The sequence below is a fragment of the Tundrisphaera lichenicola genome (assembly GCF_051175385.1).
Classification (GTDB): domain Bacteria; phylum Planctomycetota; class Planctomycetia; order Isosphaerales; family Isosphaeraceae; genus Tundrisphaera; species Tundrisphaera lichenicola.
Genome location: NZ_CP195108.1, coordinates 133,403 through 146,415, shown reverse-complemented (window position 1 = coordinate 146,415; position 13,013 = coordinate 133,403). Strand labels below are relative to the sequence as shown.

Here is a 13,013-nt window from a genome sequence, read left to right as displayed (position 1 = left end):
TGGAGCCGGGGACCGCGATGGTCCACGGCTCCGATGGGAGAGTGATCAGGACTTTTTGCCGTCCCGGTTCTGCGAGTCCTGGAAGAACTCGTTGCTGGCGAGGATGCCGATGGCAACCTTGGTGGCCGAGCCTCCGGGCGTCTCCAGGGAGAGAGTCCAGGGGTTGGAGGCGACTCCCCCGGTCGGTCGGTGGAGATAGGAGACGTAGAAGCTTTCCACGATCTGCTCGGCGGCCTCGGCCGATCGGACGAAGGCGGCCGTCACCGACTTCCGGGCGACTCCCGAGGCCATGGCCCCGACCCATCCGGCGATCCCAGCCTCGTCGCCCTGCCGTCCTAGGACTTCCAGATAGAGGTCCCGGACGAACAGGGTCGGGTCTTTATGGGCGGCCTGGTACTCGGGCGAATTGAGGAATCCCTGGACCACCTGCTCTTCCGAGACACCGTGCTGGAGCTGGTTGACCCAGTAGGTCGAGGACGAATCGGGGGTCCGGTTCAGGAACTCGTGATAATAAGCGGCGACCTGGTCCTGTCGATGTTCGGTCGAGTTGACGAACGCCTGAGAGACCTGCGTCCGGGTCGCCCCCGAGTTCAAACGCGCCACCCAGCTCGCGACATCGTTGACACCCCCGTTACGGCTCAGCACGGCCCGATAGAGCGACTGGACGAAGGCCGTGTTGGGGTCGGTCCCCGGGGTGGAGACGAACGGGTTGGGGACAACCGGGACCGGGGCGATCGGCGAGATCGGCACCACGCCGATGGCCAGGCTCCCGTCGGGATTGGCGTGGAACTGGTCCACGACGTAGCGGCTGGAGGTGTCGAGCTGGGTCGCTTCGAAGACCCCGACCGTGCCCGAAGTGACCTCGAACAGGATGAAATGGCCGCTGGCGTCGGTGGTGGCGGTGGGGTCTCCGGAGTCGTAGGCCCCGTTATGGTTGACGTCGGCATAGACGACCCGGCCCGCCAGGCCGGGCTCGCCGGGGTCGGGCAGGCCGTTGGCGTTCAGGTCGAGGTAGACCGCCCCGCTGTAGCTCGGGACGACCGTCAGGCTCGCGACCGTCGAGGTGGAAGGTCCGAAATTGCCGTCCCCCGGGTAGGAGATGGTGATCGGGTGCTGGCCGATGGCCAGGGTGCCCGAGTCGGTGGTCAGGGTCGCGCTCCCGTTCACTAGGACGGCCGATCCCAGCGAGGTCGACCCGTCGAAGAAGGTGAGGCTACCGGTGGGAATGCCCATGCCGGGGGCCTGGGCAACCACGGAGGCCGAGAACGTGATCGCCTGGCTGGTCCCCGAGGGAGACGGAGCCGAGACGGATGAGATCGAGGCGGACCGGGAAACCGTGACCGAGAGCGGCGAGGCCGCCGAGACGGTGTACTTGCCGTCCCCGGCGTAGATCCCTCGGATCGAGTGCGAGCCGACCCCGAGGTCCGAGACGGTAATCTTGGCAACGCCCTGGCTGTTCAGCGGGACCAGGCCGAGCAAGGTCGCCCCGTCTTCGAAGAGGATCACGCCCTGGGGGATGCCCGTGGCCGGGGCGATGGGCTGGACCGTCACGCGGAAGGTGACCGGCTGGCCGACCACCGAGGCGCCGGGGCCGGTGAGTACCGCCGAGGTCGAGGACTCGATCACGAGGATGCTGACCGGAGACGAGGTGCTGCCCAGGAAGTTGTTGCTGGCTGCCAGTGACGCGGTGAGCCGCCTCGATCCCTGGGAGATCCCCGTGGTAGTCAGGGTCGCCACCCCGTTGATCAGGGGGGCCGAGCCGAGCAGGTTGGAGCCGTCGAAGTAGTCAACCTTGCCGGTCGGCGTACCAGCCCCCGGGGCTACGACGTTGACGGTCGCGACCAGGGTCTGGGGCTCGCCGAAGAACACCTGGCTGTTCGCCGTGGTCAGGCTTGTTGAGGTCGAGGCCGGGCTGACGACTTCGGTGATCGCCGGAGAGGTCGCTACCAGGAAGTTGGGGCTGCCCGAGTAGCTCGCCGTGATCGCGAGGGTTCCGGCGTCCAGGCTGGAGAGCGTCACCGACGCGACCGAGGAGGAGCCGGAGTTACCGGTCAGGTTGTAGCTACCGATCGGGGTCGACCCGTTGTAGAAGGTCACCGAGCCCGAGGGGACCCCGGAGCCGGGGGCGGCCGCCGAGACGGTCGCGGTGAACGTGACCGCCTGTCCATAGGTCCGGACCGGGTTGGAGGTGATCAGGGCGACGGTCGAGGACGCCTGGCTCACGCTCACTGGCTTCGACGACGAGGTGCTTGGCGAGTCGTTCGGGACCCCGCCGTAGCTGGCCGTGAGCGAGTGCGACCCGACCGACAGGCTGCTGGTCTGGTAAACGGCCGAGCCCGATCCATCCAGGCTGGCGGTCCCGAGGAGCGTCGCGCTGTCGAAGAACGAGACCGTGCCGATCGGGACCCCGCCCCCGGGGGCGACCGCCACGACCGTCGCGGTCAAGGTCACCGACTGACCGGAGACGGTGGAACTCGCCGATGTCGCCAGGGTTGTCGTCGTACTGGCCCGGTTGACAACCTGGGTTGTCGTCGTCGAGGTGCTTGTCGAGAAGGCCGAGTCGCCGTTGTAGACGGCCGAGATCTGATGCGACCCCGCATCGAGGCTCGACGTGGTGAACGAGGCGTGGCCGGTCCCGTCCAGGGTGCCCGATCCCAGCGAGATGGCCCCGTCGAAGAAGGTGATGGTCCCCGTCGGGGCAAGCGGCACGACGCCGTTGGCGACGACCCCCGCGCTGAAGGTGACCGCCTGGCCGAAGGTGGAGGCCGAGACGACCGGGGTGATCGTTGTGGTGGTCCCCAGTGTGTTGACCGAGAGGATGGCGACCGCCGAGGTGGTCGTCAGGAAGTTGCCGTCGCCGGCATAGGTGGCCATGATCGGATGGATGCCGGCGGAGAGTCCCGGGACGGTGATCGAGGCCGAGGCCGAACCATTCAGGGTGGCGGTCCCCAGGTTGGTCAGACCGTCGAAGAACGTCACCGTGCCCGTGGGCGTCCCCGCGCCGGGCGAGTTGGCCGCAAGCGTGGCGGTGAGCGTGGCCGACTGGCCGAACACGACCGAAACCGGAGGCGACACGGTCGCCGTCGTGCTGGCCTTGGCGACGCTGAGGGTCCTTGCGGTCGAGGTGGAACTCAGGTAGTCCTGGTCGCCTGCATAGGAAACGGTGATCGAGTGATCGCCGACGGAGAGTCCCGAAGCGGAGATCGAGGCGGTTCCCGATCCGTCCAGTGGGGCGGTCCCCAGGTTGGTCACGCCGTCGAAGAACGTCACCGATCCGGTGGGGGTTCCCGATCCGGGTGCGGTGGCCGTCAAGGTGGCCGAGAGCGTGGCCGACTGGCCGAACACGACCGCGGTGGTGGGGGCGACGGTGGCCGTGGAGGGTGATCGGCTCACGGTCAGGGTCACGGCGGTGGCGTTGCTGGCGGCGAAGTTGGAGTCTCCGGCGTAGCTGGCGGTGATCGAGTGATCGCCGACGGAGAGGTCGGAGGGGTGGAAGGTGGCGACGCCCGAACCGTCGAGCGTGGCGGTCCCGAGCAGGGTGATGCCCTCGAAGAAGGTGACGATTCCGGTGGGTGTGCCCGTGCTGGGCGCCACGGGGGTCAAGGTGGCCACGATGTTGGCGGCCTGGCCGAACACGACCGAGGATGGCGTGGCGAGGCTTGCCGCGGAACCGGCCTGGTTGATGACCTGGGTCGTGGTTGATGAGGTGCTCGACCCGAAATCGGCGTCGCCGTTATAAACGGCAGAGATCGTGTGCGATCCCGCTCCCAGGGTGGAGGTCGTGAACGAGGCGTTCCCGGAGCCATCGAGGGTTCCCGACCCCAGCGAGGTCGCCCCGTCGAAGAAGGTGACGGTTCCCGTCGGAGTGCTGGGGACCGCGTTAGCGGAGGCGACGGCCGCGGTGAAGGTGACCGCCTGGCCGTAGGTGGCGGCCGAGACGACCGGGGTGATCGTCGTGGTGCTGGCCTCGGTCGTTACCGAGAGATTGGCGATCGCCGAGGTCGAGCCCAGGAAATTACCGTCTCCGGCATAGGTGGCCGTGATCGTATGAGTGCCGACCGAGAAGCCCGAGGGAGTGATCGTCGCCGAGGCCGAGCCATTCAGGGTGGCGGTCCCCAGGTTGGTCGCGCCGTCGAAGAACGTCACCGTGCCGGTGGGCGTCCCCGCTCCGGGCGAGTTGGCCGCGAGCGTGACGGTAAGAGTGGCCGACTGGCTGAAGGCGATCGACAGGGGAGGCGTGACCGTCGCCGTTGTGCTGGCCTGGCTCACGACGAGATTGACCACCGATGAGGTGGAGCCCAGGAAGCCCGCGTCACCGGCGTAGGTGATGGTGATGGCGTGGGCGCCGACGGAGAGTCCCGAAGCGGAGATCGAGGCGGTCCCCGATCCGTCCAGCGTGGCGTTTCCCAGGCTGATCGCGCCGTCGAGGAACGTCACCGATCCGGTGGGGGTTCCCGATCCGGGTGCGGTGGCCGTCAAGGTGGCCGAGAGCGTGGCCGACTGGCCGAACACGACCGCGGTGGTGGGGGCGACGGTGGCCGTGGAGGGGGATCGGGTCACGGTCAGGGTCACGGCGGTGGCGTCGCTGACGGTGAAGTTGGAGTCTCCGGCGTAGCTGGCGGTGATCGAGTGATCGCCGACGGAGAGGTTCGAGGGGTGGAAGGTGGCGACGCCCGAACCGTCGAGCGTGGCGGTCCCGAGCAGGGTGATACCCTCGAAGAAGGTGACGATTCCGGTCGGCGTGCCCGATCCGGGTGCGATCGCGGTCAAGGTGGCCGAGAGCGTGGCCGACTGGCCGAACACGACCGCAGATGGCGTGGCGAGGACTGTCGATGTGCTGGCCTGGTTCACGTCGAGGCTCGCCGACGCCGAGGTCGTGGTCCTGAAATTCGAATCGCCGGCATAGACGGCGGTGATCGAGTGCGAGCCGCTGCTCAGGCCGGTCGGGTGGATTGTGGCGGTCCCCGCGCTGAGCGTGGCGAGACCGAGCGGCGTCTCACCCTCATAGAACGTGACCGTACCCGTAGGAGTCCCCGAGCCAGGTTCGACGGCCGAGAGGGTCACCGAGAGCGTGGGGAGCTGGCCGAAGACAACGGGCGAGGGGGGAGCGATCGTCGCCAGGGTGTCCGACTGATTGACCACCTGGGTCGCCGCTGCCGAGGTGGTGGTCAGGAAGTCGGAGTCGCCATCGAAGGTGGCCGTGATCGAGTGGGAGCCGCCCGTCAGGCCCGGAGCGGAGATCGAGGCGGTGCCCGACCCGTCCAGGGTGGCGGTCCCCAGGTTGGTCGCGCCGTCGAAGAACGTCACCGTGCCCGTGGGCGTCCCCGAGCCGGGGGCGACGGCGGTGACGGTCACGGAGAGCGTGGCCGACTGGCCGAAGATAATCGCGGTCGGCGGAGGGGCCGTCGCGAGCGAGGCCGCCTTGTTGACCACCTGGGTGGTGGCCGCCGAGGTCACACTCTGGAAACTCGAATCGCCTTCGTAGACGGCGGTGATCGAGTGCGAGCCGACCGAGAGGGCGGAGGTGCCGAACGAGGCCGAACCCGAAACGAGCGGCTGCGAGCCCAGGTTGGTCGCGCCGTCGAAGAACGTCACCGTGCCCGTCGGGGTCCCGTCGTTGACGGACTGGGGGGAAACCGTGACGTTGAGGGTGACCGACTGACCACGGACGGTGGGGTTGGTCGGCGAGGTGAGGGCGATCGTCGGGGTCGAGAGGCTGACCGAGATGGTGGTGACCGAAGAGGTACTGGCCTGGAAGTTTGCATTACCCCCATAGGCGGCGGTGACCGACCGCGACCCATAGCCGAGCGAGGCCGTGATCAGGGTCGCCATGCCCGTCGGGTCGAGCGTTCCGGTGCCGAGCGAGGTCGCCCCATCGTAGAAGGTCACCGTCCCCGTGGGAACGCCCACGCCCGGGGCGACGGTGGCCAGGGTGGCGGTGAGTGTGACCGGTTGGCCGAAGGGGACCGTCGTCAAGGAGGCCGCCAGGCCGGTCGTCGTGTCCGACTTCGAGATCACCTGACTCAGGGCTCCCGAGGTGGAGATCGTGTCATTGGGATCTCCGCCATAAGTGGCGGTGATCGAATGCGTGCCGGCGGCGAGGACCGCCGTGCTGAAGCTCTCCACGCCCGAACCGTCCAGGGTGGCGGTCCCCAGCGAGGTCGCACCGTCGAGGAATGTCACCGTGCCCGTCGGAATCCCCGAGCCTGGGGCGACCGAGGCCACCGTGGCCAAGAACGTCACCGACTCGCCGAAGGTCGACGGCCCGCTCGAAGTCGGAGTGGTCGTGGTAGTCGAGGCCTTGTTGACGGTCTGGCTTCCGGGCGCGGAGAAGCTCTGGAAGTAGCCGGAGTCGCCCGCGTACGACGCGCTGAAACTGTGGACGCCCGGGGCCAGCGCAGTCGTGGAGTAGCTGGCCCCGCCCGAGACCAGGGTGGTGGTGGTGAGCAGGGTCGTGCCATCGAAGAAGCTGATCGATCCGGTGGGCGTTCCCGAGCCTGGTGCGTCGGCCGCCACCAGGGCCGAAATCGTGATCGACTCGCCGAAGACGGACGAGGTTCCCGGGACTGTGAGGGTGGTCGTCGAGCCGTCCTTGATCACGACCTGGGTGACCGGGAAGGCGTTGCTGTTGCTGGTCAGGTCAAGTTCGTCGCCATTGTAGATGGCGGTGATGGAGTTGGCACCGGCGGGCAGGACATTGGTCGAGATGGTCGCCACGCCGTTGCTCAAGGTGCCGGTGTCCAGGACGGTGGCGCCGGAGAAGAAGGTGACGGTGCCGGTGGCCGTGCCCCCCTCGATCGCCGTCACCCTGGCGGTGAAGGTCACGAACTGGCTGAAGACCGAGGAGTCGGCCGGGACGTCAACCCTGGTCGTGGTCGAGACGATCCGGTTGAGGATCACGTCGTGTCCGCCGGCCCCGCCGACGTAGGTGATCTTGAAGTTGTACGAGCCCAGGGGGACCGTATCCCCCTCGGCCAGCCCCTGGAAGGTCCCCGTCAGCGAGGTGGCCCCCGTGATGAGGACCAGCGGGTTGTTCGGCCCGGGCGTGAACCCCACCGTGGGTTGGGTCAGCAGCGACAGGGCCGCGTCGTTGAGCGCCACCGCTCCGGAGACGACCACCTGACTGTATCCGCTTCCCGGCGTGGTACCGCTGTACGCGGTGGCCGAGAAGATCGCGGTGGAATCGAGCGTGATCGACGCATAGTTTTCGGTGTTGATCTCGTACGAGGAATTGGTGCCCGCGCCGACCGTGCCGCCGGCGGTCGTGACGTCGCCCACGGTCCCCGAACCGCCCAGTTCGCCTCCAGTGAAGACATTGACGTTGCCGACGATCGAACCAGTGACGAAGAGCAGCCCCGCATTGATGGTGGTTCCGCCGGTGTACGTGTTGGCCCCGGAAAGGGTGAGGCGGCCGCTGCCAATCTTGGTCAGTGCGTAGGCACTACCGCCGTCGACCAGGGCGTTGCTGATCGTCGGGCCGGTGCTATCCGATCGGATCGTGGCGTCGCCGGTCAGGATCAGGTTCGAGAAGTTGTCGTTGCTGAAGAACGTGTCGTGCAGGGCCCCAGCCCCTCCGGCACCGCTGCCGATGATCCGGACCGGCACCGAGACCGGGCCCACAGAATAGATCTGCATGGTCGCGCCCGAGGCGACTTCGATCCCGAGCGAAGCCGACGAGTTGATCGCGTTCCCTCCGGAATAGGCGATCACGCCGGCATTGATGAAGGTCTGGCCGGCGACCTGATTCGTGTTGTTATCCATCATCAGGGTGCCGGTGCCGGTCTTGATCAGGCCGTGGTCCCCTTTGACGGTCGCCGAGATATCGAGGGTGCCGGAGATGATGTTGAAGGTCCGGTCGCTCGATCCCAGGTTGATCACCCCGTGGATCGCGGATGTGCTCGTCGAGGTGTCGGCGGTGACGTCGCCACCGATGGTCAGGAGACCGGAGAGTAACGCGGCGGAAGTCCCCGTGTAGATCTGGGCGGCGCCATTGAGGTTGAGCGAGCCGATGGCCTCGGTTCCGCCATTGACGTTGAACTGGCCATTGGTGTTCACCGTCAGGGTCGAGGTCGGGTTGATCTGTCGAGGAGCGCTCTCGTTGACGACCGCGGAACCCGAGCCTCCCACCACGAGGTCGCCGGGCACCGAATATCGAGAGGGGAGATTATCCAGGGTCAGCGTCCCGGAGTCGACCGTCGTGGTTCCCGTGTAGTCGTTCGCGACCGTTCCCCGGAGCGACAGGCCGCCCCCGCCGGTCAACTGGAGGCCCGAGGAACCACTGAATTTGCCGGAAGCGATGAGCTGGCCCCCGCTGGCCACTTGCACGACCCCGCTATCGAGCGTCGTGGCAAGTTCGTAGACCGAGGCTCCCGAGGTCAACGACCCGATCAGGTTGCCGGTCAACTCGACCGACGAGCCGACGAGGTCGTAGTCCGTGCCTTGAATGTCGATCGAGGCGAAGCTCGTCCCGGCGGCGAAGTCGTTGATCGGGAAGTAACTGGAAGCCGAGGCGGGAAACACCAGGGCATCGCCCGCCACCGGGGCGATCGACCCCTGCCAGTTCGCCCCGTCCGTCCAGTTGAGGGAAGTCGCCGAGTCGGCACCACTCCAGGTGACCGTCGACAGGACAATCCTGGCCTCGAGCGCCTCGAGTCCCGGATCCGAACCTGGGTTGAAATGAAAACGCGGCCGTTGGCTCTCCCGGCGGGACCTCCGGGTTGGGCCGGAGGGAGAAAGACGGACGCGAGATCGAGACATGGGTGTCCATCCAGGTTCAGGGAGGGTGGCGGAAGTCCCTCCGACCGCAAAGGGGCTGGTCCATCGGCAACGACGATCGGATGGGACGGGCCATTACAGCGCTTCACGATCGAAGCGCGCACTGACGAGGAAATTGGGACTGGCTCACGGCCCGGTCGTGAAGTTTCCCATCTGGGGAAAAGGTTGCGGGCCGGGTGCCTGTCTCCAATTTCCGGGCGCATCGCGAGTGTGAACTGCTGTAACCCTGCCCCATCTCAGCGTGATCGAAGGCCCCCAAAGGACCATAAGACGGTCCCATGTCCAATGAGAAGTTTTCGGGATTGAATTTCCAGTAGTGTAAATATTTTGTTAAAAAAGTGGCGGTGTCTGTTAAGTTCGTCGGTAAGCGGGTTCTCCCGCATTCTCGGTGCTCCAGGGTTGCCTACTGGCTTAGCGGTCCTCGCTTTCCGGGAATTCTCGGTCGCTCAGGACCGGGGGGACGGCCGGCTGCATCGGAAGTGCGGGAGAGCCGCTATTTGGCACGGTTTCTTGGTAGCTAACTGGCACCATGCCCGCCACCCCGCTGAGGGATATCGAGGTCCGACTGTCGCTACTCCTTCGTCGGTAAACGTCAACGACTAAGTTCGTCGAGAGAATTAAGAAATAGCACGCTGTCGATGAATTTCTCGGTTGCCGCGTCGATTGTTTCCTCCCGGTACCCGTCGTTCCAGGCGGCGGTGCGGAGCTCCGCGGCGATCCCGGCGGCCGCCTGGTAGTCTTTCCCCGTGATTTTGGAGAGGGCCGCGGCCTTCGCCGCTTTGAGCCGCAGCCTCTTGGCCCGCCGCCAAACCTCGCGGAACCTGTCTTGGTCCGGGGGAGCTTCCGGCTCGTACTTCTCCGGTCCCGGAAGGTCTTTCAGGGCCCGTTTCAAGACCGTCAGGGCCCCGCTCGGGTCCGAGGGGAGCAGCGCTTCGGTCTTGGTGACGGCCCCGGAGAGCGATTCCTTCAACCACCGCCCCTCCTCGGCCCGGATGGAACGGCCGAACCGGGGCAACTGATCGACGACGCGGTCGCGGCTCTCCGTCGCGCTGCGGAACTGGTTGGTCTCGCCCAGGGGCAGGGAACGTAGCTCCGACAGGAGGCGCAAGGTGCGGAGGTGGAGTCGTGCCAAGCTGTCGCCGTTGGCGTTCGGGACCAGCCACCACCCAGCGACGGCGAGGCCGACCGCCAGCACTCCGCAGGCGAGACAACGCCTCCGGCGCCCCTCCGAGTAGGCCTGGACGACCAGCAGGGAACCGACCCCCAGTGCCACACCGCAGGCGATCCACTGCCGGTTGAACACGTACAAGTTCCCGTAGAGCCGGTGGTTCACCCCGAGGAGGAGGGCCAGGACAGACGCGCTGCTGGCGAAGACGATGAGGCCCGCGCGGTTCGTGGCGAGCGGGCGTGGGGAAGCGCTGTCCTTCATCGTAATCGGACCTCGTTCTCGAACGATCGGACGATCGACCGGCAGTGCCGCTCGTGGATCCGCTGACGCCAGCGGTGCCACCACCGCGCCCAGGGTGGGGAGGCGGCAAGGGCGGTCGGATCGCCGAAGAGGGTGAAGAGGGCCCAAAAGAGCGGGGAGCCTTCCGGATCCGCCAGCACCTCGCGCTGGGCCAGGGCCAGCGCCGTGCCTATGTCGTGGACCATGCGATGGCGATAAAACCGCCAGATGACTTCCAGCGCCTCGCGATCGGGCACGGACCACAGGCCGGCCAGCACCGCCCTCACCCCGCCGCTCAGCGCGCCGCAGGTCAACCCGAAGACTTCCTGACCGGCCAGGGCGGCCACCTCGGCCGATCGGCAGGCGCTCAGGGTCACCAGGGGCAGGCCACCGACCGGTGCGTCGGGCCATTCGTCGGCGCGCCAGCGCTCGCCCGAGGGCAAGACGACACACGCCGACAGGGGATCTTCGGCCGAGAACTCTGCGTGGCAAGCGAGGTGGAGGACGAGCACCCGTGACAGCCGGTGCCGGATCGTCGCGCGCCGCGCCAAGTCGGGCGTCTCCAGCACTCGGCGCCTGGCGAATGCAGCCCCGACCCCCTTCCCCTCGACCGGTGCGAAGGGGAGTGATCCGTCGGGCGAGCCCGCTACTACGACGGCCGGTCCCCTGAGCCACCAGGGCCGGCGCGGCTGGACTGCCTGGTGTACGAACAGCGATCCGCTGAACCCATAGACCAGCTCGTACGCCTCGATCAGATAGCGCCCGTCCATCCGGACCGCCTGCAACGGCAGGCCGTGCAACGGCCCGTCGGGAATCCAGAGTAGTCGCTCCCCCGTGCCATCTAGGGCCTTGCCCAGGGACCGACCCAATGGACCCTGGCCGATTTCATTCAGAACTCTGTCGAGCTCGGTCCGTTCCGCGGGACCCATTGGCCAGCCCTGCGCGTAACGACCGAGCTGGCCCCGGACGACGTCGCGGAAGGCTTCGATCTGCTCGACCAGCTCGGAGGCTTTCTCCTCCCGGATGACCAAGCCCGCCGCGTCGCGGCTTGCCACGACCAGGACTAACTCGTCTTCGACGATGCTCGTGGAGATGTAAGTCGTGCGCGCCGGCAGGCTGCGTCTCAACTCATCTAGATCGACCAACCTGGGCAGGGCTGCGCTCCCGATCCGCCTGCGATCGGAAAGCAGGCGATCTCGCAGGCGATCTCGCTTAAGGACGAGCTCAGCGTACTCACGGCGGGCCTCGGGGCTTGAGACGTTGACCGCCCCGTCAAGTTCGTCGATGCAGCGATCGAGATTCTCGAGCTCGTCGGTCATCAGGGTGGATGGCCGGCCGCCTCGGCGGGCGGATTCGTGCCACAGCTCGAGCAGGAGCCTCCCGCGGAGCAATTCCTGGTAGGAGAATACCCCACGGGCGTCGCCACGCCGGGCGGCTCCGAGCAGGAGCTGCTGGGAGACGCCGAGGCGGTCCCGGCGATACGTGGCCCGGAGGATCGGGTCGGACAGCTCTGCGGCCTGCGCCTCCGCGAGGGGCGCTGCCTCCTCGTACCACCGTCGCGCCTCATCGTCGTCGCCCCGCCATTCGGCGGCGATCCGGCCGAGGGCCTGCCGAGCCCGCAATCGCACCTCTGGCAGGCCGAGGGCATCGCCCTCGTCACGGGACTGATGAAGCCAGGCAGTAGCCTCGGCCCGGTCCCCCGACGCGAGGGCCAGCAAGCCGAGGGCCAGTGCGATCCTCGCCTGTCGCTCCGGACCTGCCGCCTCGCCCAGCGCCCGGAGGTAGGAGACACGCGCCTCGCGGAATTCCCCCCGCGACGCGTGCCGGTGGCCCTCAGCCTCGAACCCGGGCGGTTCCGCCGTGTCAGCGCCGAGCACGGACCCGACCAGCCGCGCCAGGCCTCGTAACTCCTCGGGGAATTCGTCCGGGGACCGGCCGGCCGCCAGGCGTTCGAAGGCCCTCCTGGACCGGACTGTCTCTCCCAGCTCGACGAGGACGCAAAGGTGCCGGAGCTGGACCGCCTGGCCCTGCACGCCCTCCGGTTCGCAGAGGTCCTCCGCTTGCCCGTAAGCGTCCAGGGCTTGCTGGTAATGACCGCGCAGGTGGGCCAGGCGACCCCGCCCCAGCAGGATGGCAACGTGGAGGTGTCCGTCCCGGCCCCGTTCGATCAGGGCTTCCGCGTTCCGGAAGTGTCGTTCGGCTCGATCGAGGTCGCCTAGATCCAGGCGCGCAGTGCCGCACTCGAGTTCGATTAGAGCGAGGCTGGGAAGGTCGCCCCTGCGTTCCAGGGCGCGGGCGAGCGCGGCGAGTCGCTCGCCGAGGACGTCAACCTCGCCGAGCCGGATTCGAATCCGCAGCTCCTGCAACCCTAGCTGAGGATCGACAGGATCGCCATCCTCAGGGTCGCACGCCCTGTCCAGGTGTGTCCGAGCCTCGCCTCGGCGCCCCGATCGCGCGGCGACCTCCGCCTCGAGGAGGTGAACCATCCGCTTCAGCGGAGGCGCGACTCGCCCGAGCTGATCCAGGAGCCCTTCGAGCAGTGACGCAGCCCGCTCCAAATGCCCGGCCGCCGCCGCGACCCGGGCGGCCACATAGAGGGATCGGAACGGAGGGCGGAGCGATGGATCCTCACCGTCTTCCGTGGCCATCCCCTTCGAGGCGGCGAAGTACTCCTGCGCCAAGATGTCGGCCTGTCCGATGCGGCCGGCCTTCAGAGCTGCATCGATCGCGGACTCCCTGTTCACGGCCTCGGCGATGTCCATGGGACGGCAATGCCCTAATCGTGGTCCTG

General features: G+C 67.4%; 3 protein-coding genes. All 3 read right to left on the bottom strand.

What is annotated here, in order from left to right:
- Positions 1 to 45: 45 nt before the first annotated feature.
- The 3 genes from P12x_RS30910 to P12x_RS30900 all read right to left on the bottom strand — a co-directional run bounded on the left by P12x_RS30910 (position 46) and on the right by P12x_RS30900 (position 12,984).
- Complete coding sequence (locus tag P12x_RS30910) at positions 46 to 8,757, bottom strand: Ig-like domain repeat protein (protein WP_435011947.1); 8,712 nt, start codon at positions 8,755 to 8,757, stop codon at positions 46 to 48.
- 610 nt (positions 8,758 to 9,367) lie between these two features.
- Complete coding sequence (locus tag P12x_RS30905) at positions 9,368 to 10,204, bottom strand: hypothetical protein (RefSeq protein WP_435011946.1); 837 nt, start codon at positions 10,202 to 10,204, stop codon at positions 9,368 to 9,370.
- Positions 10,201 to 12,984, bottom strand: coding sequence for a CHAT domain-containing protein (locus tag P12x_RS30900; RefSeq protein ID WP_435011945.1), 2,784 nt, complete (start codon positions 12,982 to 12,984; stop codon positions 10,201 to 10,203). Before P12x_RS30900 ends, P12x_RS30905 begins: the two co-directional genes overlap by 4 nt.
- Positions 12,985 to 13,013: the final 29 nt, after the last annotated feature.

Excerpts from the sequence above, each read along its gene's own strand:
- P12x_RS30910 (WP_435011947.1), bottom strand. The coding sequence starts at position 8,757 with ATGTCTCGATCTCGCGTCCGTCTTTCTCCCTCCGGCCCAACCCGGAGG.
- P12x_RS30905 (WP_435011946.1), bottom strand. The coding sequence starts at position 10,204 with ATGAAGGACAGCGCTTCCCCACGCCCGCTCGCCACGAACCGCGCGGGC.
- P12x_RS30900 (WP_435011945.1), bottom strand. The coding sequence starts at position 12,984 with ATGGACATCGCCGAGGCCGTGAACAGGGAGTCCGCGATCGATGCAGCT.